Origin of the sequence: Providencia sp. wls1916 (assembly GCF_009706585.1) — a bacterium.
Lineage (GTDB): Bacteria > Pseudomonadota > Gammaproteobacteria > Enterobacterales > Enterobacteriaceae > Providencia > Providencia lanzhouensis.
This window is the reverse complement of sequence record NZ_WLUL01000018.1, coordinates 12839-37362: the sequence shown is the minus strand read 5'-3', so window position 1 is coordinate 37362 and position 24524 is coordinate 12839. Positions and strand designations below refer to the sequence as shown.

At 42.4% G+C, this 24524-nt stretch carries 22 protein-coding genes; 18 read left to right on the top strand and 4 right to left on the bottom strand.

Annotated elements, in window-relative coordinates; genetic code table 11:
• Window positions 1–127: 127 nt before the first annotated feature.
• A complete protein-coding gene (locus tag GKR61_RS12885) occupies window positions 128–940 on the bottom strand; it encodes a DeoR/GlpR family DNA-binding transcription regulator (protein WP_165906944.1) in 813 nt (270 codons plus the stop codon).
• Between the two features lie 538 nt (window positions 941–1478).
• On the opposite strand from GKR61_RS12885, the gene araD reads away from it, so the two are divergent.
• Together araD and GKR61_RS12875 are read left to right on the top strand one after the other, a co-directional pair.
• A complete protein-coding gene (gene araD, locus GKR61_RS12880) occupies window positions 1479–2177 on the top strand; it encodes an L-ribulose-5-phosphate 4-epimerase (protein WP_036949226.1) in 699 nt (232 codons plus the stop codon).
• Between the two features lie 286 nt (window positions 2178–2463).
• A complete protein-coding gene (locus GKR61_RS12875; RefSeq protein WP_036949227.1) occupies window positions 2464–3816 on the top strand; it encodes a polysaccharide deacetylase family protein in 1353 nt (450 codons plus the stop codon).
• A 42-nt stretch (window positions 3817–3858) separates the two neighbouring features.
• On the opposite strand, the gene GKR61_RS12870 is transcribed toward GKR61_RS12875, so the two are convergent.
• Window positions 3859–4728 (bottom strand): LysR substrate-binding domain-containing protein, encoded by an 870-nt coding sequence (locus GKR61_RS12870; protein ID WP_036949228.1) that lies wholly within the window; start codon window positions 4726–4728, stop codon window positions 3859–3861.
• Window positions 4729–4861: 133 nt separating this feature from the next.
• Here GKR61_RS12870 and GKR61_RS12865 point away from each other — a divergent pair, with 133 nt between their 5' ends.
• Window positions 4862–5998: an agmatine deiminase family protein gene (locus GKR61_RS12865; RefSeq protein WP_036949230.1), complete on the top strand. Its 1137-nt coding sequence runs from the start codon at window positions 4862–4864 to the stop codon at window positions 5996–5998.
• Window positions 5999–6076: 78 nt separating this feature from the next.
• Here GKR61_RS12865 and GKR61_RS12860 read toward each other — a convergent pair whose 3' ends face one another.
• Window positions 6077–7723: a fumarate hydratase gene (locus GKR61_RS12860; RefSeq protein WP_036949231.1), complete on the bottom strand. Its 1647-nt coding sequence runs from the start codon at window positions 7721–7723 to the stop codon at window positions 6077–6079.
• Window positions 7724–8539: 816 nt separating this feature from the next.
• Here GKR61_RS12860 and potA point away from each other — a divergent pair.
• The 4 genes from potA (at window position 8540) to potD (ending at window position 12468) form a co-directional block, all read left to right on the top strand.
• On the top strand, window positions 8540–9649 hold the full coding sequence (gene potA, locus GKR61_RS12855; protein WP_036949233.1) for a spermidine/putrescine ABC transporter ATP-binding protein PotA: 1110 nt from the start codon (window positions 8540–8542) through the stop codon (window positions 9647–9649).
• A complete protein-coding gene (potB, locus tag GKR61_RS12850; RefSeq protein WP_154599961.1) occupies window positions 9636–10499 on the top strand; it encodes a spermidine/putrescine ABC transporter permease PotB in 864 nt (287 codons plus the stop codon). Before potA ends, potB begins: the two co-directional genes overlap by 14 nt.
• A complete protein-coding gene (gene potC / locus GKR61_RS12845) occupies window positions 10496–11299 on the top strand; it encodes a spermidine/putrescine ABC transporter permease PotC (RefSeq protein WP_036949236.1) in 804 nt (267 codons plus the stop codon). Before potB ends, potC begins: the two co-directional genes overlap by 4 nt.
• Before the next feature lie 119 nt (window positions 11300–11418).
• Window positions 11419–12468 carry a spermidine/putrescine ABC transporter substrate-binding protein PotD gene (gene potD / locus GKR61_RS12840; protein ID WP_036949237.1) on the top strand — a complete coding sequence of 350 codons (1050 nt, stop codon included), beginning with the start codon at window positions 11419–11421 and terminating at the stop codon, window positions 12466–12468.
• 70 nt (window positions 12469–12538) lie between these two features.
• Here potD and GKR61_RS12835 read toward each other — a convergent pair whose 3' ends face one another.
• Window positions 12539–13096 (bottom strand): NADPH-dependent FMN reductase, encoded by a 558-nt coding sequence (locus GKR61_RS12835; RefSeq protein ID WP_036949238.1) that lies wholly within the window; start codon window positions 13094–13096, stop codon window positions 12539–12541.
• 316 nt (window positions 13097–13412) lie between these two features.
• Between GKR61_RS12835 and GKR61_RS12830 the strand changes: the two genes are divergently transcribed.
• The 11 genes from GKR61_RS12830 (at window position 13413) to cutD (ending at window position 24520) form a co-directional block, all read left to right on the top strand.
• Window positions 13413–13985, top strand: coding sequence for a TetR/AcrR family transcriptional regulator (locus GKR61_RS12830; RefSeq protein WP_154639824.1), 573 nt, complete (start codon window positions 13413–13415; stop codon window positions 13983–13985).
• Window positions 13986–14027: 42 nt separating this feature from the next.
• Complete coding sequence (locus tag GKR61_RS12825; protein ID WP_154599960.1) at window positions 14028–14870, top strand: transcriptional regulator; 843 nt, start codon at window positions 14028–14030, stop codon at window positions 14868–14870.
• Window positions 14867–15367 carry a FidL-like protein gene (locus GKR61_RS12820; protein WP_108479514.1) on the top strand — a complete coding sequence of 167 codons (501 nt, stop codon included), beginning with the start codon at window positions 14867–14869 and terminating at the stop codon, window positions 15365–15367. The genes GKR61_RS12825 and GKR61_RS12820 overlap by 4 nt, the downstream gene beginning before the upstream one ends.
• A gap of 620 nt (window positions 15368–15987) precedes the next feature.
• Window positions 15988–16266, top strand: a complete 279-nt coding sequence (locus GKR61_RS12815) for a BMC domain-containing protein (RefSeq protein ID WP_004249182.1) — start codon at window positions 15988–15990, stop codon at window positions 16264–16266.
• Between the two features lie 16 nt (window positions 16267–16282).
• On the top strand, window positions 16283–16567 hold the full coding sequence (locus GKR61_RS12810; RefSeq protein ID WP_006658500.1) for a BMC domain-containing protein: 285 nt from the start codon (window positions 16283–16285) through the stop codon (window positions 16565–16567).
• Window positions 16568–16582: 15 nt separating this feature from the next.
• Complete coding sequence (locus tag GKR61_RS12805) at window positions 16583–16861, top strand: BMC domain-containing protein (protein ID WP_006658501.1); 279 nt, start codon at window positions 16583–16585, stop codon at window positions 16859–16861.
• A gap of 69 nt (window positions 16862–16930) precedes the next feature.
• Window positions 16931–18568: an acetaldehyde dehydrogenase (acetylating) gene (locus GKR61_RS12800; protein ID WP_154639823.1), complete on the top strand. Its 1638-nt coding sequence runs from the start codon at window positions 16931–16933 to the stop codon at window positions 18566–18568.
• A gap of 25 nt (window positions 18569–18593) precedes the next feature.
• Window positions 18594–18857, top strand: coding sequence for a EutN/CcmL family microcompartment protein (locus GKR61_RS12795; RefSeq protein WP_036949246.1), 264 nt, complete (start codon window positions 18594–18596; stop codon window positions 18855–18857).
• Window positions 18858–18864: 7 nt separating this feature from the next.
• A complete protein-coding gene (locus GKR61_RS12790; RefSeq protein ID WP_154639822.1) occupies window positions 18865–19995 on the top strand; it encodes a 1-propanol dehydrogenase PduQ in 1131 nt (376 codons plus the stop codon).
• Window positions 19996–20054: 59 nt separating this feature from the next.
• Window positions 20055–23486: a choline trimethylamine-lyase gene (gene cutC / locus GKR61_RS12785; protein ID WP_154599958.1), complete on the top strand. Its 3432-nt coding sequence runs from the start codon at window positions 20055–20057 to the stop codon at window positions 23484–23486.
• Window positions 23487–23569: 83 nt separating this feature from the next.
• Complete coding sequence (gene cutD, locus GKR61_RS12780) at window positions 23570–24520, top strand: choline TMA-lyase-activating enzyme (RefSeq protein ID WP_154609755.1); 951 nt, start codon at window positions 23570–23572, stop codon at window positions 24518–24520.
• Window positions 24521–24524: the final 4 nt, after the last annotated feature.

Below are 24524 nucleotides of genomic sequence, written 5' to 3'. Positions count from 1 at the left end.
TTAATTAATAGGTTTCTTTGCTGCCTGGTGTAATTCGGTTATTTAAAATAAAAACAAATTGCTTAATTTACTCATTTAGTTACGCTGCGACTATCATCGATATAAATACTCTTTATTACACTGAATACTATTTATCACATTCAATAATGTTTAACTTCGGAAATACTTGTTTGAAGTTTTTATCATTAAGTTTATTGGTAATTAACACGTTAATATCATTTAAGGTACAAACTTGGCTAAAAGCATATTGGTCTAATTTATTATTATCCGCTAATAACACACAATTCTCAGAAACCTGAATCATAATATTTTTTAATTTGGCATTAACTTCACTGCCATCTCGAACGCCAGTTTCAATATTGAATCCTTGGCATGATAAAAATAACGTTTTAATTTGAAAGCTACGGATGATACTTTCAGAAATAGGACCATGAAAATCATCATGGCGTTCTGAATATTCTCCACCAATGCCAATGACGCGAACGCGATCTCGGCATGCTAATGCTTGAATGATTTTGACGGAGTTGGTGACCACCGTAATATCGATATCGGGTATTTGCCTCGCCAGAAACCAGCATGTGCTGCTGTTATCCATCATGATGCAGTCACCCGGCTGAATAAACTTCAATGCTGCTTTGGCGATTTTCATTTTCGCATCTGGGTTTTCTTCCGTTCTCTTACGAAAGGATTCTGCACCATCGACCATTTGACTGAGTTTGACCGAAGAGGGCATTACATTCAGTACCGGGCTTTCATCTTGTTCAGTGGCAACAGCACCACCAAAACTACGAATTAAACGTTTTTCACGTTCTAGTACCGTTAAATCCCGGCGAATAGTTTCTTGAGATACGTGACAAAGTTGAGCTAAATCGCGCACTAACGCTGAGCCATGTTGAGAAACATGGGAGCAAATTAATCGGTGGCGTTCAGCTTGTAGCATCTCAAAACTCCTATTCAGCCCATGGCGTTTATTATTATCTATGACAAACATTCTTTCCGCGATAAACATTCTTTCCACGATAAATAGTGTGCCAGCGCTGAATTTTTTTTGTCGTGATTCGACTCATGTAATAACGGATAGAAACAAACAAAGCTATTTATAGAGTTATTGATCACGTTTATATGAAACAAACATTTATATTTTCATTTTTATTGTTAATTAGATCACTAAATATGGCGGTATATAGACAGAAACTAGACGAAGCATTAATCAACTTTCACATATTCGGGCATTTTTATTAGGCGTATTTTTGTTTTAATTAGACCGATTATGACCGAGTGTGACTGATTTATGTTGTTTTGTTAATGATTTGTAAAGCGTCGGACTTTTTTATTCAGCTAAATCTGTTTACCTTAATAATAAGAACAACGTCTATTCATCGACAGTAAATAGAGAATAAAAGAGAACCTTGTCGTTGATATGACTCGCTATTTTCATATCGTATTCACGCCATCTTTTTACACCTAGGGAGGTAATCATGCTGGAAACATTAAAACAGCAAGTATTTGAGGCGAATCTTGAATTACCCAAACATAAGCTAGTGACGTTTACGTGGGGTAACGTAAGTGGAGTAGACCGCGAAGCCGGTTTGATGGTGATTAAGCCTTCCGGGGTGGATTATGAAACCATGAAAGCGGATGACATGGTGGTTGTTTCATTAACCACTGGTGAAGTCATCGAAGGAAAATATAAGCCTTCTTCTGACACTGATACCCATTTAGCGCTATATCAAGCTTTTCCCGAGATTGGTGGTATCGTTCATACCCATTCGCGCCATGCAACTATTTGGGCACAAGCTGGCCTACCACTAAGTGCATTAGGTACTACACATGCCGATTATTTTTATGGTGAAATACCTTGCACCCGTAAAATGACAGAAAGTGAGATAGCGGGTGAATATGAGAGAGAAACTGGGTATGTGATTATTGAAACATTTAAACAGCTCGGAATTTCTGCAAAGGATATTCCCGCGGTATTAGTCCATAGCCACGGTCCATTCGCTTGGGGCAAAGATGCTCATAATGCGGTACACAATGCAGTGGTATTGGAAGAGATTGCGTATATGAATTTATTTACGCGTCAATTGACACCTAAAATTGACGATATGCAGCAAGAGTTACTGGATAAACATTATTTACGTAAACATGGAAAAAATGCGTATTACGGGCAAAAGTAGAGTTTATTTCTTTTTAAATACGTTATTTTAAGACTATTCATTTTATTGTTAATAAGTTGATAAATTTATTTTTCATTTAATTGAAAGGTTTTAACTCGCTCAGTGTCTATTGAATGCCATATACAATTATCCATAACAAATTACCTATAGCAAATTATCTATAACAACAGCCACGGACGTATTATCGTGGCTTTGCCATGCAAAAATATTTTTATCAGGGTATAGGGTTAAATTGTAAGTCGGTTTAAACTGGCGCGGTGTATTGGTGATACTGAGTGGAAAGGACATGTCTAATCGAGTACTTTTTCTATTTTTGATCTTTTTCGTTAATCTTTTTTCTGTTTCACATGCTGCGGATATAAAAAATAATAATTTAATTATCAGTGGTTCAAAAGCGATCAATCTTGATAATTGGGAGCTTGTGGATGTACCTCCCAAATTGATTCAGACAAAAGCGCCAGAAAACATCTTTGCTATTGTAGGCGGTCAAATGCGTATTGTTGGAGAGATCAATCCAGACAATGGCTTTTACGCCTATAGTCCAAATGGTGACTATAATGCCCTACAGTTTGGTAATGATTTCGCCTATGTTAAAAGCACTCAGATATCCAAAAAGAAGCCTCGGAATATCCCTGAAGATGACCGTTTAAACGATCTTAAAAACCCAGTTTATGATTATTTGATTACAAGCCAAAAAACGCCGGTATTCAGTGCAACTGATGAAGATTCGCGGCAAATCGCCTCTTTATGGGAAAATCTTCGCTATCCCGTATTAGCTCGAATGATCAAAACGGATGAAGATGGGGACAAAACCTCATGGTTAACCATTCGCCTCGGGGATCGTCTGGGTTATGTTCGCTTAAATGATGTGGCGATTGATAAAGGCATTCCTATTTTTACTTATCACCATATTCTCGAGGACGGTGAAAATAAAAACTTTCGCCATACTTCGACGACAACCTCGGTTGATGCTTTTCGTGAGCAAATGAATTACCTCAAAGAGATGGGGTATCAAACATTATCGCTCGAAGATGTGGAAGGTTATTTAAATAAGAGTGCGAATTTACCCGGGCGTGCTGTGGTACTCACGTTTGATGACGGGCTTAAATCCGTTTATCGCTATGCATTGCCTATTTTAAGAGATAACCAGCAACAGGCGACGCTGTTTGTCATCTCTTCGCGTATCAAAACTCAGCCGCAAAAATGGGATCCGGATTCTCTGCAATTTATGAGTAAGCAAGAAATTAAAGAGAGCCAAGATGTTTTCAACATTCAATCCCATACGCACTTTTTACATCGCTTAGATAACCGTAATAACCCGATTATTTTTAGCCGTAAAGAGCACACGATCATGCTGGATTTTAAACGTTCAATGAAAGCGTTGGCAAAATTCGAAAGAGACCAGCGCTATTTAGCTTACCCGTTCGGTGCCTATAACCAAACGGCGATTGATGCAGCAAAAGAAGCGGGCTTACATATTGCGGTGTCTACCATCCAAGGTAAGGTCAAGCTCGGTGATAACCCTTATGCACTAAAACGCCTGTATGCCTACAGCACTGACCCGATTAGCAAATTTGCTTTGATGGTAGGCAATAGCGAGCAGGATGTGGTGAATAAGAACGTTGTCGTTGATAAATAAGTTGAAAGAACCTTGGGTGCTGCACGCAAAAGGCCCAAGGTTTTATTCGCTTTGCGCTGAACATGTTGCCATTTCGGCTGTTAACCATTGGCGGAAATATTGTGTTAATGGGTTGAGTTCAGCGTCTTTATGAATTAACAATGCCCATTTAGCGCCTGTTACGCGCTGCTCTGTGAGTGGTATTAATTGCCCTGAATTTAGAGCTTGTGTCGCGAGTAATTGACTGACTAATCCGATCCCCAATCCTTGGCTGACGGCATCTAATAACAGACTCGGATCTGAAAAGTTCACTCCTTTTTGTGATTGTCCAACTGATTCACCACCGCCAATAACCCAGTTACTCCAATCCATTTCTCGCTCGCCGTGTAGCGTTAAAGGCGATTTAGCACCAAGCAGGCTAGGGTGGCAAGCTGGGTAGAGACTATCTTGATATAACACTTCAAAAGTACATTCATTTTGTATGGCTAGGTCATCACGGATCGCGATATCAATAGTTTCCATTTCCATATTTGGCACGTCATAGGTAGTGAATAACCAGATATCAATGTCAGGGTGTCGTTGTTGAAATTGTCTAAGTCGAGGTAATAGCCAGTGACGAGCAAATGCAGGTGTTGTGTTCACAATAAGTTGGTTAGATTTTCGATACTGATCGAGCCTGCGTACCCCAATCGCTAATTGTTTCAATGTATCCTGAACACTAGTGTAAAAATCCTGCCCGGCATCCGTGAGCGTGACACTGCGTCCTTGTCGAATAAATAGTGGCTGCTCGAGCTGGCTTTCTAAACTACGAATTTGCTGACTAATTGCAGATTGTGTGACATGCAATTGCGCTGCGGCTTGATGGAAACTTCCCAACCGGGCGGCCGCTTCAAACCCGCGTAATGCATTTAATGGTGGCCAATATTTTAGCATTCTTGATAAGCTCATCTAATCAGTTGTGCGCTAATTATATCGTTAGTTTTATGGCTATCAAGGGTATTAAGATAGGTGTATTGAAAATCACTGAATAGTATTGCTTATCATAATGAGTATTAAGGAACCCAGTATGCCGACTCGTCGTCAGTTTATCCGACAAACCTCAGTCATTAGTGCCATAGGCGTTGCAGCCTCTTTTGGCATATCACCAGTTGCAATAGGGAGTTCGCAGAGTGAAAAATGGGGAATGATGCCAGATGAAGGGGAATTACAGCAGTGTGCTTTCATTGCCTTCGGTGCCCAAAAAGCAATTTGGGGTGAATTCACTACAGATGTGCAAATAACATTAGGGAGTATCGCTAAAGCGATTGCTGAGTACCAGCCTGTGGTGGTTTTTTGTCGAGAAAATGAGCGTCAGTTAGCTGAGGAAATGTGTGGTAGCCAAAATACGCGTTTTATCACGACAGAGCTCGATGATATATGGATGCGTGATATCGGAGCCAATTTTGTGGTTAATCCAAAAGGGGGACTCAATGCCGTTGATTTTAATTTCAATGGTTGGGGCAATAAGCAGCAACATGATAACGATGCCCAATTGGCAAAGTTCCAAGCGCAGCATTTTGGTGTGATTACCCCACTTATCAGTCGCTTAACTGGAGAGGGTGGAGGGATTGAGGTTGATGGTCATGGTACAGGGATAATGACGGAAAGTAGTTGGATAAATGATAATCGAAACCCTAATTTAACCCGAGATCAGATAGAGGAAGAGCTAAAAAAAGCATTAGGATTACGTAAAATCATCTGGTTGCCAGGTATTAAAGGAAAAGACATTACGGATGCGCATGTCGATTTCTACGCTCGTTTTGTGAAGCCTGGGGTTATTTTGATAAATCTCGATAATGATTCGGACTCTTTTGACTATGAAGTCACGCGCAAGCACATGGAGATTTTAGAAAATGCGACGGATGCTGACGGACGAAAACTGAAAATTTATACGGTGTCGCCACCTAGCACTCTGCGACAAACTCGCTTTAGCCGACATAACCCTGATTTCGCTGCGGGTTACATTAATTACTTTGTCATCAATGGTGCCGTTATTGCGCCTGAATTTGGGGACAAGCAGGCAGATCATGATGCGAAGCAGCTCCTTGAAATGCTATACCCAGGCCGAGACATTATCATGCTTAATATTGATGTCATTGCAGCGGGAGGGGGTGGGATACACTGTGTCACTCATCAATTACCCGTGCATAATGACCGAAGATAAAAAGCGCGAAACAAAAAATTGCCTACTTTAATGTGAGTAAAGTAGGCAATGATGTGGAAGATTTATCGTACTAGGTCATTATTTAACGCATTTCTTGCAGGTGTCATTCTGCACAATATCAAAGAAGTTATTACCTTTATCATCCACCAGAATAAAGGCAGGCAACCCTTCCACTTCCATTTTCCAGACCGCTTCCATACCTAACTCTGGGTATTCGAGGCAATTTAAGCTCTTCACGAATTCTTGAGCCAAAATAGCCGCGGAGCCGCCAATGCTACCAAGGTAGAAACCGCCGTGTTTTTTACAGGCGTCAGTCACGGCTTGGGTACGGTTACCTTTTGCCAACATTAACATACTACCGCCATGGGATTGGAATAGGTCAACGTATGGGTCCATACGGTTACCCGTTGTTGGGCCTAAAGAACCCGACACCATATCTTCAGGTTTTTTCGCAGGACCTGCGTAATAGACCATATGATCTTTAAAGTATTGTGGTAAGTCTTCACCATTATCTAAGCGCTCTTTGAGTTTGGTATGGGCGATATCACGAGCGATGATCAGTGGACCACTGAGGGATACACGGGTCGATACAGGGTGTTTACTCAACTCGGCCAAAATATCTTTCATTGGGCGGTTGAGGTCGATATGAACTACGGTTCCTTCTGCCTGATGGCGCATCGATTCAGGGATATATTGTGCTGGGTTATGCTCCATTTTCTCCAGCCACAAGCCGTCTTTGGTGATTTTTGCTTTGATATTGCGGTCAGCAGAGCAAGAAATGGCTAAACCGATCGGGCAAGAAGCACCATGGCGAGGTAAGCGAATAACACGCACATCGTGGGCAAAGTATTTACCGCCAAATTGCGCACCAAAGCCGAGATGGCGTGACGCTTCTAATAACTCATTTTCTAGCTCAATATCACGGAACGCACGGCCATACTCATTACCCGTCGTTGGCAGGTTATCATAGTATTTTGCCGAAGCCAGTTTGGCTGTTTTCAGCGTGGTTTCTGCCGAAGTGCCGCCGATAACGAATGCGATATGATACGGTGGGCAAGCAGTTGTCCCTAAGTTTCTCATTTTCTCAACTAAGAAGTTTTTCAACTTAGCCGGGGTCAGTGTTGCTTTAGTTTCTTGATAAAGGGCAGATTTATTTGCAGAGCCGCCACCTTTGTTAACAAACAAGAAATGGTATTCATCACCCGTGGTGGCAAAAATATCAAATTGTGCGGGCAAGTTGGTGCCTGTATTGACTTCGTTGAACATATCCAGCGGGGCATTTTGCGAAAAACGCAGGTTTTCGTGTTGGAAAACGTTATAAATGCCTCGAGAGAGGTATTCTTCGTCATCACAGCCAGTCCAAACTTGTTGGCCTTTTTTCCCGACGACGGCAACGGTTCCCGTATCCTGACAGTTTGGCAGAACACCTTTCGCAGAAATCTCGGCGTTACGCAGTAATTGCAGGGCGACATACTTGTCGTTTTCACTGGCTTCTGGATCGTGCAAAATCGCGGCGACTTGTTTTTGGTGGGCAGGTCTTAAAAAGAACTGGGATTCGTAAATTGCATGTTCAGCAAGAAGGGTTAAAGCCTCTGGCTCAATTTTTAACATTTGCTTCCCAGCAAATTGTTCTACAGAAACATATTTATCAGAGACTTGGTAATATTCGGTTTTATCCTCAGATAGCGGATAAGGTTCTTGGTAAAAAAACTCTTTATTAGCCATTTTGCTCACTCACATATTAATTTTAGCGGAAAATATAAGAAATAAATTATTTATAGGCTTTTTGTTCTAAATGCCGCTTGTTTTGTCAGGCGGGATAATCGTTTATAGGGATAATAGTCTGAATGCAATTAGAATAATTACCCATTATATTCAAAGGGATGTAAAAGAAAATATGACTTTGGTTAAACTTTGCCAAGAAACTAATATTCAAATTCAAAGTATGAAGCTAATCACATAAATTAATTATGGGTATTGGGTTTAACTATTTGTTATTCATGTTATCGAGGGGCAGTTAATTTAGATTTTATGCATTCAATTTTTCCATAAATACTCTAATAGGTTAGCGGATTAATTGATCATTTATGGTTGGTTAGCATTCTAGAAATAATAAATAAAATACAGAGTGAAAATAAAAGGAAAGTGGACTTTTATTATTACTTGGGTAAGTTATCTTAATCGATAGTTTGGTTTGGTTTTTTATTTAACGTATTGAATTTAATATTCTTTTAATGTTTCTTTTATTTCTGGTTCTATAATGAAAAATGATAGATAAGCACAAAGCTATGAAAAATATGGCTATGTCACTTATTTTTATCATAAATCACTTTTATTTGTTTTAAATTCATAGTGAAAGGCAAACAAAGTGTTGAAAATGGCTTTCAATTTTCATTAACAGTGTTTATTATGCAGCCCTTATTGTTTTATTAAAAATGGCGCTACTGGTTTTGGGCTTTGCTGGGGTTCTCCTGGGGGCTTAACAGTCTTTAACGGTGGCGGTTCTATCTGCATTATTCCTAGGGATAGAGTGTATTATAAATGACTGAGACAACTTCTCTCACACCACTCGTCGAATTAAAATCTTTAAATAAAGGTTTTGATGGCAAACAAATTATTTCTGAGCTTGACCTCACGATCCGAAATGGGGAGTTTCTCACCATTTTAGGGCCTTCTGGTTGCGGTAAAACGACGGTTTTACGTCTGATTGCTGGATTAGAAGATGTGGATGACGGTCAAATTATTCTTGATGGTCAGGACATTACAGATATTCCTGCGGAACAACGTTTCGTGAATACTGTTTTCCAAAGCTATGCATTATTTCCACACATGACCGTATTTGAAAATGTGGCATTTGGTTTGCGCATGCAAAAAACACCCAAAGCGGACATTCAAAAACGAGTGGAGCAAGCCTTGCATATGGTGCAATTGGCGGATTTTGCAGAGCGTATGCCGAACCAGCTTTCAGGTGGTCAACAACAACGTGTGGCAATTGCGCGTGCGGTTGTCAATCGTCCCAAGGTTCTGTTATTGGATGAGTCTTTATCTGCGCTGGATTATAAGCTGCGTAAGCAGATGCAAAATGAGCTGAAAGCCTTACAGCGCAAGCTGGGGATTACGTTTATTTTTGTGACTCATGACCAAGAAGAAGCACTGGCCATGTCTGACCGTATCATTGTGATGCGTGAAGGGAAAATTGAGCAAGATGGTACGCCGCGTGAAATTTACGAAGAGCCGAAAAACCTGTTTGTTGCTCAATTTATCGGTGAAATCAATATTTTTGATGCAAAAGTGTTGCATCGTATTGATGAACAACGTATTCGTGCTAACGTTGAAGGGCATGAATGTGATATTTTCACCGATTTACCGGTCATAGAAGGTCAGCATTTAAACGTCTTATTGCGCCCTGAAGATTTACGCGTTGAAGAAGTCAATGACGCCGATAATCACCCAGGGCTGATCGGTTACGTGCGAGAACGTAACTATAAAGGTATGACGTTAGACTCAGTGGTTGAGATGGAAGATGGCAAAATTATTATGGTCAGCGAGTTCTTTAACGAAGATGACCCTGATGTCGACCACTCCCTTAACCAAAAAGTTGCTGTGACTTGGGTTGAAAGCTGGGAGGTAGTTCTGGATGATCATTCGTAAGCATAAAATCTTGCAGAATGTGATTATCACGGGCGTCGTCGCTTGGCTGTTACTCTTCGTCTTTCTGCCAAACTTAATGATCATTGGCACCAGTTTCTTCACGCGCAGTGATACGAATCTGGTGGATCTGGTGTTTACTTGGGACAACTACATCCGTCTGTCAGACCCGATGTATGCCCAAGTGATGCTGCATTCGTTGAATATGGCGTTGATCGCCACTTTCTTCTGCCTTGTGATCGGCTACCCCTTTGCGTTTATTTTGGCGAAGCTGCCTAAGCGCATCCAACCGCTGATGCTATTTCTGCTGATTGTGCCATTTTGGACCAACTCATTGATCCGTATTTATGGCTTAAAAGTGTTTTTAAGTACCAAAGGGTATTTGAATGACTTTTTGCTGTGGATTGGCATTATCGATAAGCCGTTGAAATTGATGTATACCCCAGAAGCGGTGGTATTGGGCTTAATCTATATCTTATTGCCATTTATGGTGATGCCGCTCTATTCCTGTATTGAAAAGCTGGATAAATCCTACTTGGAAGCGGCGCGGGATTTGGGCGCCAATAGATGCCAAACTTTTGTGAAGATTATTATTCCACTGACCATGCCGGGAATTATTGCGGGCTGCTTATTAGTGTTGCTGCCAGCAATGGGGCTGTTCTACGTGGCGGATTTAATGGGCGGGGCGAAAAACCTGCTGATTGGTAACGTCATTAAGAGTCAGTTCTTGAATATTCGCGATTGGCCGTTTGGGGCTGCAACCAGTATTTTCCTCACGGTGATGATGGGGCTGCTGCTGTATGTGTACTACCGAGCTGCTAAGCTTTTGAATAAAAAGGCGTATGAAGAATGATAGGACGTATTTTGCGTGGTGGCTTTATGACCACCATCTACGCGTATCTTTATATTCCAATCATTATCTTGATTGTGAACTCATTCAATGAATCGCGTTTTGGTATTCAGTGGCAAGGTTTTTCGACCAAATGGTATGAGTTACTGAGCAATAATGACAGCCTGCTTGAAGCGGCAGGGCATTCATTGACCATGGCGGTACTTTCAGCGACGTTTGCGACCATTATCGGCACATTAACCGCTGTTGCTCTCTTTCGTTATCGTTTTAGAGGCAAGCCATTTGTCGGCGGAATGCTGTTTGTGGTGATGATGTCTCCCGATATTGTGATGGCAATTTCATTGCTCGTCCTGTTTATGATCCTTGGCGTCTCATTAGGTTTCTGGTCGCTGTTATTTTCACATATCACCTTCTGCCTGCCTTTTGTGGTGGTGACGGTATACGCGAGATTGAAAGATTTTGATGTGAAAATGTTGGAAGCGGCGCGGGATCTCGGGGCGGGGGAATTTACCATTTTACGGAAAATCATTCTGCCATTAGCGCTGCCTGCGATTGTCGCAGGGTGGCTGCTGAGCTTTACCTTATCAATGGATGATGTGGTGGTTTCTTCCTTTGTGACGGGACCAAGCTATGAAATCTTACCATTGAAAATCTACTCAATGGTAAAAGTAGGGGTCTCCCCAGAAGTGAATGCACTGGCAACGGTCTTGTTGCTGATGTCGCTGGTTTTGGTTTGTTTAAGCCAGTGGGTTATGCGCGATAAACACGGTAAAAATGCTGTCGCGAAGTCATCAAAACGTTAAGTTGTACTTGGTGGGTGTCATTTGGGCACCCCATCTTTCCATGCCATCAGGCGAGAGGGTAGGCTTTAACTGAGCCTATGAAGATAGATAAAAAGCACTTTGTTGAGGGAAAATCAGTGATGAAAAAATGGTCCTATCTGCTAGCCGCAGGTTTAATGGCTGCAAGCATTGGCACGGCAACTGCCGCTGACGATAACAAAAACGTACTGTATTTCTATAACTGGACAGAATATGTTCCCCCCGGTTTATTAGAGCAATTTACTAAAGAGACTGGGATCAAGGTGATTTACTCCACCTATGAATCCAATGAAAGCATGTACACTAAATTGAAAACCTATAAAGAAGGGGCTTACGATTTAGTGGTGCCATCGACTTATTTTATCGACAAAATGAGCAAAGAAGGCATGCTGCAAAAGATTGATAAGACAAAACTGCCTAACTTTAAAAACCTCGATCCAAACCTTATTCATAAAGAATTTGACCCAAATAACGATTATTCAGTGCCTTATATTTGGGGCGCAACAGGGATTGGAATTAATGGTGACGCGGTTGATCCTAAGTCCGTCACTTCATGGGCAGATTTTTGGAAGCCGGAATACAAAAACAGCTTACTGATGATGGATGATGCCCGCGAAGTGTTCCAAGTGGCGCTGACAAAGCTGGGTTATTCTGGCAATACTACGGATCCAAAGCAGATTGAAGAAGCTTATAACGAACTGCAAAAATTGCGTCCAAATATTCTGGCATTTAACTCAGACAACCCTGCCACTCCGTATATTGAAGGTGAGGTGGATGTCGGTATGCTGTGGAACGGCTCGGCATTTGTGGCAAGACAAGCGGGCTTACCGATTGAAGTTGTATGGCCAAAAGAGGGCGGTATTTTCTGGATGGACAGCTTAGCTATCCCTGCCAATGCGAAGAACGTGGAAGGGGCGCACAAGCTTATTGATTTCTTATTACGCCCTGAAATTGCGGCGCAAGTGGCGGAGTCTATCGGTTATCCGACACCAAACTTAGAAGCGAAAAAATTACTGCCTACGGAAATCGCCAATGACCCATCTCTCTACCCATCGGAAGAGGTATTGAAAAAAGGAGAATGGCAAAGCGATGTGGGGAATACTAATATTCTGTATGAAGAGTATTTCCAAAAGCTGAAAGCAGGGCGTTAATATCGATTCTGTTTGGAAATGGTCAGAGGCATCACCTTGGTGATGCCTTTTTTATATATAAAATCAGTGATTAACGCACACTATTATGGATAACAAATTTGGCAAAGTTATCTGCCCAAGGCTGCAAGAAATCCTTACTTTTTGGGGAAATAGTATCTTGCTCATCCACCATGCCGTCATACCATTTTAAATAACACTCAGGTTGATTCATCGTCGGCATATTAAGAAATGCAAGGCTATTGCGTAAATGTTGTTGGGCAATTGCGGTGCTAATATTACCAATCGAAACCCCTAATACTCCCGCAGGAATACCATCCCATGAGTTATCACCCCAAGGACGTGAACCTTGGTCAATCGCATTCTTTAATACACCTGGCATTGAGCGGTTATATTCCGGTGTTGCGAAGATAATACCGTCTGAGGCTTTGATTTGGCTCTTAAAATTAGCGACTACCGCGGGTACATTTTGATCGGCTTCTTGGTTATAGAGAGGTAAATCGGCAATGTTGATAAATTTAAAGGTGAAATTAGATGGGAATAATTTAGTGATGGCTTTAGCGACTTTTAGATTATAAGAGTCAGCACGTAAACTACCAACAACCACACCGATATTATACTGATTGGACATAATCAAAACCTCTTCTTATGTTGTGAAAATACAACGAGTTCGTATATTTTCTTTGGAATAGGAATTTCTTTAATAATTTAGCATAATAAAATTCATTAAAAATAAATTAAGTTAAATTTAATTTTATCCAATTGTAAATTGCAGGAAATTCATTGCGTTATTTGTTTATATTTTCAAATTAACTTTGTGATTTAGGGTGGCTAAAAAAGAATACTGTGACCTCAATTACACTATTCGTATTTAATTCCTCTCAATATTATCTTCATTGATACGAGTCAAAATAGAACATACCGACTGGTCGGTATTATTCATCCCCATGAACACACTCACGCATCCAAGAAAAAAAGATCCAATCAAACGACAAGAAGAGTTGCTAAAGGCAGCTAGGATAATCGCTGGTCGAGAAGGTATTTCGGCACTTTCGCTGAATGCTGTCGCCAGAGAAGCGGGCGTGAGCAAAGGGGGATTAATGCACCATTTCCCCAGCAAACAAGAACTTATTCATGCATTGTTTATTCAGCTATTAGACATTATGGACGTGCGTATTGCCGCCATTATGGCGAATGATTCCGATCCTTATGGGCGATTTTCTCGCGCCTATTTGCACTACGTTGGCGAGCTTAAAGACTCCGATGAAAGTTTTCAGCTCGCACTTTTATCATTGGCTATGCCCACAGAGCCAGTGTTGCGTAAATGCTGGCGTGATTGGATGTTAGGGCATCTAGCCCAAGGTGATGCATTTGATAATGGCTATTTGGGGGCTTTAGTGCGCTATGCCGCCGATGGACTGTGGTTATCTGCGTTAACGGAAGGTCCTACATTATCGAGCCAAGAGCGTAATGCCATCATTCAGCGATTAACACAAATTTCGTTTGAAGAAATGGGTTAGTTTTCCAAGGGAAAATACGTCTAAACATACAATGAGGCGATAATGAAATATAAAATCAATGCCTTCATTATTTATGATGCTGCTGATGGCACTTTATCTTTAAAAAAAGATGAGGTGGATACTCAGTTGTCTATTACGGCTAATGCACTCTTATTCTATTTGATTCAAAAAAAAGGCGTAGTTTCCCGTGATGAAGTACTTAAGGCGGTTTGGGATGATAATGGTCTGGTTTCATCAAATAGTAATTTAAATCAATATCTCAGCCTGCTAAGGAAAACATTTCGACAATACGGTATTGAAAATATTATTGTCACCGTTGCACGTGGGCGTTTAGAGTTTAATTCTGAGATTTTATTGGAATTACTCGATGAAGAGACGCTCAATACCACTCGCTTATTAAACAGTTTAAGTGAAATACAAAAAGCCGAAGTGGTTCTGGCACCTTCTTTAGAGACTAAACCTACCGAATCTCCTTCTGAAAAATTACCGCATTCATTACCAAAACAGAAACGTGAAGTTTGCTGGTATCTAGCCAGTGCGGCTTTTTTATGTTGCTCCATTTTATTGGCAACGATGAGCTATTTCTCATCTCAGCCCTCCGCACCAATGATTTTGCCAACGTTAGAACATACCAGCTGCGATGTGTTATCTAATGAAAAAATGATTAACGCTTTCGTTGCTGATAATTACGTGCAAAACTTTGATAAAGTTAGAAAAAATTTAAATTTGGCGTGTAATGATAAAGAGCGTTTTGTCTTCTTTTATGGGGATAAATTACAAAAAAATGGTTTAGGGCGCGTCTTTCTCGCCCATTGCGCTGCCAATGAATCCAACCCATTTAGTTATTGTGATAATTATTTTTATTATTCTTGGAAGCCACAATGAAAATATCGGGAAAGCTATTATGTCTTGTGAGTGCGCTGATCTTCGCGTGTGTTGTGATTTATACACAGTCAGTTGTATTGGCCAATAAAAATTCCGGTCAAATGGCGTGTTCAACCAAGGGGATTATGCGTTTTGAGAATATGAAAGATGAAAACGTTAACGGTAATATTCACTTTAATTTTGGGGCGAACGGCGAGGGCTCTATTGTTGTCGAGGGATATACGACCTCCAGCGCTGGATGGCTTTATTTACAACGATATGTCAAATTCAAATACACCAGCAAACGTATTTCGCCAACGGAACAGCACTATAATATTAGCCACTGGGAAGCCAGTGCTTCCTCGATTGATGAATCCCCTAATGTGATTTTTGATTATTTTATGCGGGAAATGTCAGATAGCCATGACGGCTTATTTATCAATGCCCAAAAACTCAATGATAAAGCGCTACTCTTGAGTTCCATTAATTCCCCTTTGTTTATCTGTACGCCTAAATAAGCGGGTGGACTTGATTGATAGTCCATACCGCGTGGGAGCTTACCCACTCATTCATTCCTATTGGTTTACTGGGCAATGTTAACTAACACGTTGATATGATTTTACTGTCTGGCAATCAGTGCTATCACGCGGTGTGCCTCGTAAAACACAGTATTCCCCTTTCTTCTTATATTCTGATCCTCCCATTTCTCATTAGCTTATGGCTCGGGCGTGAGGCAAACCACACTTATTATTGACCAAATTACCTTCTCGCATCAGCTCAATCACATCTTGTTAACCATTCCTCCAATAAACCTGTTATCCGCATTTATGGTTTTTTCTTCCACCAGATAGATACGTGAATTTTCCAGTTTATTAGCATAGAGGTGTGAATTTGCTGTCTGTTAATTACAAATTCTGGATTTTTATTCTAATTATCTTCACTTCATGGATTTATATTTTGTTTTATTTTTTGGGGATTATAGTGATTTTGAAGCCAAAAGCTGCGTTCAATTAATCACCACGCAGACTCAATTGGCATAAATGTTTACTCACAGTTAAGAGGCATCAACGTTCTGGAACATGGCTCTTAGGTGCTGCGGGTAGAGAAAAACGTAACGGCTTCCTTGGAGGAAACAACAATGGGTGATGCATTAGGACTTATTGAAACAAAAGGTTTGGTGGCTTGTATTGAAGCAGCTGATGCAATGTGCAAAGCCGCTAACGTCGAGCTAATCGGCTATGAAAACGTGGGTTCTGGTCTCGTGACTGCCATGGTGAAAGGTGATGTTGGCGCAGTAAAGGCGGCAGTAGATTCCGGTGTTGAATCTGCACAGCGTGTTGGTGAAGTGGTGACATCGTTAGTCATCGCCCGTCCACATAACGATATCAACAAAATCGTGATTAAACATAAAGCATAGCGTTTGCGGGGGAAATATGGGTGATGCATTAGGTCTTATTGAAACACAAGGACTCGTTGCTTGTATCGAAGCAGCTGATGCGATGTGTAAAGCCGCTAACGTGGTACTGATTGGCTATGAAAATGTGGGTTCTGGGTTAGTCACCGCCATGGTGAAAGGGGATGTTGGCGCAGTTAAAGCGGCAGTTGATTCTGGCGTTGAATCTGCATCTCGCATTGGCACCGTCGTGACCTCTCTGGTTATCGCTCGTCCACATAGCGACATCCAGAAAATTGTCTCTCAGTATAAAGTCGCAGAATAAATAGGAAATTTACTTATGAAAGAAGCTCTTGGCTTAATTGAAACCAAAGGTTTAGTGGCGTGTATCGAAGCTGCTGATGCAATGTGTAAAGCCGCTAACGTCGAGCTAATCGGCTATGAAAATGTCGGTTCTGGGCTCGTCACCGCCATGGTAAAAGGCGATGTGGGTGCCGTTAATGCTGCGGTTGAATCCGGTGTCGAAGCTGCGAAGCGTGTTGGCACCGTAGTGACTTCTCGTGTGATAGCAAGACCACACAATGATATCGGCAAAATTGCGCAGCAGCACAAAGCTTAATCATTAGAAGTATTAGATAAAACAACAAATTAGTAAGTTTAATCTTTTGACTCCGGTACGGGGGAAGACATGGTTGCATTAGATAAAGATCTGCAATCCAGACAACTGGCTAGAGAGCTGGTTAGAAATGCGAAGCAAGCACAAAAAATCTTTGCGACTTTTTCGCAGGAGAAAATCGACAGTATTGTTAAACACATTGCGACAGAATCTGCTCGTCATGCAGAAGAGTTAGCAAAAATGGCGAATGAAGAGACGGGTTTTGGGAAGTGGCAAGACAAGGTCCTGAAAAATACGTTCGCTTCAGTTCGTGTGTATGAACATATTAAAGATCTGAAAACAGTTGGCATCATTAATGATGACAAAATCAATAAAGTTATGGATGTGGGTGTTCCGTTAGGGGTGATCACGGCACTGGTGCCTTCGACTAACCCAACCTCAACCATTATCTATAAAACATTGATTGCCTTGAAAGCCGGTAACGCAATCGTCTTCTCCCCCCACCCAAACGCGAAAGCATGTAGTTTTAGAACGCTTGATATCGTAAAAAAAGCGGCTCTTGAAGCGGGTGCGCCAGCAGGTATCGTAGATGGCGTGACGATGCTGACACTGGAAGCGACAAAAGAATTAATGCACAGCAAAGATGTTTCTCTCATTCTGGCAACGGGTGGGGAAGGCATGGTACGCGCCGCTTATGCATCTGGCACACCAACCATCAGTGGTGGCCCTGGTAACGGTCCTGCTTTCATTGAACGTAGCGCGGATATCAAAAAAGCAGTCAGTGACATTATTACCAGCAAAACGTTTGATAACGGTGTGATTTGCGCATCAGAGCAATCCATCATTGTTGAACGCTGTATTTACAACGATGTTCACCGCGAATTATTAGCCCAAGGCGCTTACTTCATGAATGAAGATGAAGCGAAACGTATGGCTTCCATGCTACTGAGAGCGAATGGCACGATTAACCCTGAAGTCGTAGGAAAAGACGCGATTACGTTGAGCCAACGTGCAGGCTTTAGTGTTCCTGCTAACACTCGAGTATTAATTGCATTACAAGACACTGTCTCACCGAAAAACCCGTATTCACGGGAAAAACTGTGCCCAATCTTAGGCATGTATGTTGAAGAGGATTGGCGCTCTGCGTGCCACCGCGTTGTTGATTTGCTGACTAACGAAGGCTTAGGACACACGCTGGTGATCCACACTCAAAATGAAGATGTTATTCGCCAGTTTTCTCTCGAAAAACCGGTTAACCGTATTTTGATTAATACGCCAGCCGCACTGGGTGGAATTGGTGCAACCACCAATATTACGCCAGCGCTGACATTAGGATGTGGAGCGATTGGAGGTGGTTCTAGTTCTGACAACGTCGGTCCGATGAACTTGCTCAATATCCGTAAAGTCGGTTATGGCGTGCGTTCCATTGATGATTTGAGACAACGCGCACCAGTGAGTGCTCCGGCTTACTCAACATCGCCAATTGCACCGACTGGGCATGGAAATCAAGCGTCTGTCAGCATTCTCGATGATGACCGTTTTCGTCAGGCTCAACCAGTAAAAGCTCAGAGTAATAGCACTGCGGATAACCGATTTGCTAATGCAGTGAGTCATGTTGATGTTGTTGAAGCGGTTGCCACTCATGGGGAGATCACGGAAGAGAATGTCGAGCAGATTATTAAGGCCGTTCTCGGACGCCTAAATAAGTAATTCATTGAGATAAGGCGGGTAAATCATGATTTTGGCAAAGGTAATAGGGCATGTTGTCGCAACGCAGAAATGCCAAGAGCTTAGTGGCAGTAATTTACTGATGATCACGGCGCTTGGCGATGATCTCAAACCGTTGAAGGACAAAACGTATGTTGCGGTGGACAGTGTAGGCGCAGGTATTAATGACCTTGTTCTGGCGGAAGAGTACTTCGCATTGAATAAAGACAAATACAAAGCTATGTCCGTGGTTGCCATTGTTGAAAAAGTGTATCGAGACGGTAGGGAGTAAATAACGCATGAACCAGTTTTTGATTAAACCAAGGGTGCAATTCGGTGCGAATGCTTTGGATTATTTATCTCAGGTTAACGCCCAGCACGCGTTTATCGTAACCGATAAAGCGATGGTGAAATTTGGGTTAGCCGACGAGGTGATTCATCGATTATCTCAACAGGGAATTTCATTTTCTCTGTATGACGATGTCGTGCCTGACCCGGAAATCTCGTCCATCGTAAAAGGCATGAAAATCATGGATAGCCAATATCCAGATTTAGTGATTGCACTGGGCGGTGGTTCGGTGATTGATGCGGCAAAAGCGGTTATTTACTCCCTATGGCATACCCGCCAAGACAGGCATAGAGCCAAACCTCATTTTGTGGCTATTCCGACAACCAGCGGAACAGGCTCTGAAGTCACGTCTTTTTCAGTGATCAAGTCTCACTCTGAGAAGTTGGTGTTGGTTGATGAATTTATGTTGCCCGATGTGGCGATTTTAGACCCTGTTTTAGTGAAGTCAGTCCCTGCCGCTATCACGGCAGATACGGGAATGGATGTGCTATGCCATGCCCTAGAAGCTTATGTTTCACGCAGTGCCTCTGACTTTTCAGATGCGCTTGCCGAGAAAGCTGTTCAGTTGGTGTTTGCTCACTTAATAGATTGCTATCGCGACGGCAGTAACTTAGTGGCTCGTGAAAAAATGCATAACGCATCGTGTATTGCAGGAATGGCATTTACCAACGCATCCCTTGGGATCACCCATAGCTTAGCGCACGCACTTGGCGGCGTGTTCCACATTCCACATGGTCGCGCGAATGCGCTATTGATGGCTCAAGTGGTGGCGTTTAACGCGGGCCTGGAAGGGTGCTGTGAAACCAACGCGGCGAAGCGTTATGCCGATTTAGCCAGAAAACTTAATTTACCAGCTTCAAATATACGTGAAGGCGTTGAGAGCTTAATTATGGCAATCAACGTATTGAAAGATGAAATGAATATGCCGAAAGGCATTCACGCTACAGGCGTCAATGAAACTGATTTTAATGCCCGTTTAGGGGAAATGGTTGGACAGGCGTTACGCGATAGTTGCACTCCGACTAATCCACGGGACGTAAATGAAAAGCAGCTAGAAGCACTGTACAGACAGTCTTTTTAATAGTTAACGCTTTTTATGTGATGAATAACGAACTAGAAAGAACATCAGGAGAGGCTAACATGGCCAAATATGCTTTGACCCCACGTGTAAAAACACTGGCTGAACGTTTAAGTGCTCGCAATTGCTCAATCATTACCGAACGTGCCAACATTCTTGAAACTGTCAGAAATCAATTAACAGGGGCGCCTCAAGCGATTAAACCCGCTCAGCGTTTTTATGAGTTTATTCGTAATTTCCCCGCTTTTATTGCACAAGATGAATTGATTATTGGTAGCCAATCTTCAACACCTCGCGGTGCAATCTTCCATACGGAAGATGAAGTACACAGCCAGAGTATTTATGAGTTTTTAGCGGGGGATAGCACAATCGCCGCACCGGATTATTTAGTCGTTCTGAATGTCGGGTTTGCAGAAATTAAAAATCAGCTAGAAAATCGCGTCAGAAATATTGGTAGTGCCGTTAGCCGTAATAGTATCGATGAGGCAAACAACTGCCGTGCGGCAATTTATGCCTGTGATGCTGCTATCCATTTTGCAAACGCCTTAGCAGTAAGAGCAGAAAATCTTGCGGCCACAGAAGCTAACCCATATCGTCGTGCTGAATTACAAGAAAGCGCGGAAGTATTACGCCAAGTTCCTGCAAAACCTGCACAAACCTTTAAAGAAGCTTGCCAAGCGTTCTACCTATTACAACTGATTTTGCATTTAGAAAATGGCAGCTATGCCGTGAACCCAATGGGCTTCGACAAAGCCGTTTATCCATTCTATCAGCGCGATATTGAGCAAGGTCGATTAACTCAACAACAGGCTTACGAGATTGTTGAAAGCTTATGGCTAAAACTGGCTGAGTTGTCAGAAGTGCGTGCAACGCGCGCCATTGATGGTTATCCAATGTTTGATGCACTTAAAGGTGGAGTCTACCTTAATGATCCGCAAGTCTGCATCAACGAACTTTCCGCGATGATGCTTTCTGCTCATGAAAATATCAGTGCAATTAATGCTGGGTTAAAAGTTCGTTTATATTGTGGTCAAGCACGCACGCAGCCTCAATATTCTGCGGCTTCAGCCAGCAATGTAGCACCAGCAGCTCAACAAGATAATGAAGTCAAAGTGATGGAAGGGTTAACGCCTCGCTTACAGCGTTTGCGTAACCGTTATTTAGAAGCGCGTCCAAGCGTGTCTATCTATCGCGCATTAGCCTTTACGGAAGTGGTGAAGAATAACCCTGGTTTACCGCCGATTTTATTACGTGCAAAAGCGTTCCGTCGTGCGTGTGAAACTGCGCCTATCTTGATTCAGCCTGAAGAGCTGATTGTCGGTCATCCATGTGGTAAAGCGCGAGCAGGTGCATTTTCACCTGATATTGCATGGCGCTGGGTGGTGGACGAGCTCGATACAATGAGCACCCGCCCACAAGATCCATTTGTGATCTCCGAAGAAGATAAAAAAGTGATTCGTGAAGAAATCGCGCCATTCTGGGAAGGTCGTTCTCTGGATGAAATTTGTGAAGCGCAATATCGTGAAGCCGGGGTTTGGGAATTCAGCGGCGAAACCTTTGTGAGTGACTTGTCTTATCACCAAATCAATGGCGGAGGCGATACTTGCCCTGGTTATGACGTATTGCTTTTCACTAAAGGCATGAATGGCATTAAAGCGGATGCTCAGGCAAAACTGGCTGAGTTAAGCATGCAAAATCCAGATGACATCGACCGCATCTATTTCTATAAAGCCTCAATTGAAACCTGTGAAGGTGTGGTGGCTTATGCTCATCGTATTGCTGAACATGCTCGTGAACTGGCTTCTAACGAGACAGATCAGAAACGTCGTGAAGAGTTACTGACAATTGCTCAAGTGAACGAAAATGTACCGGCGAACCCTCCAAAAACATTGCAAGAAGCGCTGCAAAGTATTTGGACTGTGGAGTCCTTGTTTGAAATTGAAGAAAACCAAACAGGATTATCATTAGGTCGTTTAGACCAATACTGTTTCCCAATGTATGAAAGCGATATTCAATCTGGTCGTTTAACTCAAGACCAAGCACTGGAAATGATGCAGGCGTTTATCATCAAATGTGCGGAATTAATGTGGATGTCCAGTGAGCTGGGCGCTAAATATTTCGCTGGATATCAGCCATTTATCAACTTAACTGTGGGTGGTCAAAAACGCTCGGGTGGTGATGCGTGTAACGATTTAACGTACTTAATTATGGATGCAGTCCGTTTCGTTAAAGTTTACCAGCCATCATTAGCATGCCGTATTCATAACCAATCTCCACAAAAATATATGGAAAAAATCGTGGATGTAGTGAAAGCCGGTATGGGCTTCCCTGCCTGTCACTTTGACGATTCCCATATCAAAATGATGCTGCGTAAAGGCTTTGATTTTGAAGATGCTCGCGACTATTGCTTAATGGGCTGCGTGGAACCACAAAAATCAGGTCGAATTTATCAGTGGACATCAACGGGTTACACCCAGTGGCCAATCGCCATTGAGTTTGTTCTGAACCGTGGTCGGATGGTGCTGTTTGATAGCCACCAAGGTTTAGATACCGGGGATCTGCGTAACCTGAAAACCTTCGAAGATTTCGATAATGCTGTGAAAGCGCAAATTGCCCATATTGTTCGCCTGTCGGCGATTGGTACGGTCATCAGTCAGCGTGTTCACCGTGATGTCGCGCCAAAACCATTGATGTCTTTGCTGGTGGAAGGTTGTATGGAGAAAGGAAAAGATGTTGCGGCGGGTGGTGCAATGATTAACCACGGTCCGGGGCTGATTTTCTCTGGTCTAGCAACTTACGTTGACTCAATGGCGGCTATTCGCAAAGTGGTTTATGAAGAGGGGCGCTATACCTTAGAGCAAGTGCGTGATGGTCTGCTTGCTAACTTTGAAGGTTATGAAGAGTTACGTCGTGATTGCCTGAATGCACCTAAGTTCGGTAATGATGACAACTATGTCGACCAATATGCATTGGATATTACTGAATGGACGGAACGCGAGTGCCGTAAGTACGACATGCTGTATTCCACATTGAGTCACGGCACATTATCCATTTCTAACAACACACCGATTGGCGAGCTAACCGCAGCGACTGCGAATGGTCGTTTAGCGTGGATGCCGTTGTCAGATGGGATCAGCCCAACTCAAGGGGCAGATAAACAAGGTCCAACGGCAATTATTAAATCCATCAGTAAGATGAACGTGGAAACGATGAACATCGGTATGGTGCATAACTTTAAGTTCTTAAAAGGCTTATTGGATACACCAGAAGGTCGCAATGGGTTAATCACGTTGTTAAGAACGGCATCTATTTTGGGTAACGGTCAAATGCAGTTCAGCTACGTTGATAACGAAATGCTGAAAAAAGCACAGCAAGAACCTGAGAAATATCGTGACTTAATCGTTCGTGTTGCTGGCTACAGTGCTTACTTCGTTGAGTTATGTAAAGAGGTTCAGGACGAAATCATCAGCCGTACCGTGATTGAGAAATTCTAAACCAAATCTGGGTGGGGATAGGCTGCTATTCCCACCGTACATAATAAAAACAATAAGTTTGAAACTGTTTTGGAGATGCAATGATGAACACAGCGGCAGAAATCAGAGGGCGGATATTTAATATCCAGAAATACTCAATTTATGACGGTGATGGCATTCGAACCCTGATCTTTCTTAAAGGATGCAATATTCGTTGCCCTTGGTGCGCTAACCCTGAAGGGCTAAGTAGCCAGTTCCAAGTGATGTTTTCCCACGATAAATGCGTTGGGTGTGGGAAATGTGTGGATGTTTGCCCTGCGGGGATCCATTACATGACCACCAATGAACAAGGGGAAGCAGTCCACCGCGTGAATCGTAGTATTGACTGCATCGGTTGCCGCAAATGTGAGGAAGTGTGCATTTCTGATGCGCTAGACATTATGGGAAAAGATGTCACGGTCTCTGAAATGATGGAGATCATCATGCAGGACTACGATTTTTATATTTCCTCTGGTGGTGGTGTCACGATTGGTGGCGGTGAAATGAGTTTACAGACAGATTTTGCCGTTGAGCTTTTGCGTGAATGCAAAAAAATGATGATCAATACGGCGATTGAAACACAAGGTACAACGTCATTAGCGAATTATGAAAAGTTAGCCGAAGTTGTCGACCTATTCCTGTTTGATGTTAAACATATCGATACCGTTGAGCACAAAAGCCTGTTTGGTATTGGTAATGAAAATGTGCGTCGTAACCTCGAAAGATTAATGGAACTAGGGGCAAATGTGGTGATGCGTATGCCTTTAGTTCGCGGATATAACGATTCTTTTGATGCAATAACAGGCGCAATTAAATACGCCATGGAATTGTCGAAACGCGGCAATTTAAGTCGAATTGATATTCTGCCTTATCACCAGCTTGGTCGCGGAAAATACGACAAACTCGACATGATTTATCCCATCAAGAAAGACCCAACCTACAGCGCGGAAGAGTTAGATCAATTAGAGGCTTTCTTTAAAAAATTCGATTTCGATATTCGACTGGTTCGTCACTAAGTAG